Raw genomic sequence first — 234 nt, forward strand, 5'->3', positions numbered from 1 at the left:
AGCACCGGATACTCCATGTAACGCACCGCCGGCTCACCGTCGTAGGTGATGTGCGGGGTGCCCTCGCTGTCGCTTTCGATCCAGCTGGACTTGTACGGGAACTTGCCCAGATTGAGCAGCTCCGCGGTGTACAGCGGCACGGTGTCGGAGTAGCACAGCTGGTAGTAGGCGCGGTTGTTCTCCCAGTTGCCCACCCGCTGCTCGGCGGTGCCGGTGCCGGTGGTCTGCAGGCAG

1 pseudogene is annotated in these 234 nt (G+C 64.5%); it reads right to left on the reverse strand.

Annotation, left to right across the window (positions count from 1 at the left end):
* Positions 1 to 234, reverse strand: a pseudogene (locus tag ACXAID_RS28515) (hypothetical protein); the annotation flags it as partial.

The organism is Mycobacterium sp. ABE4_509 (assembly GCF_056160785.1).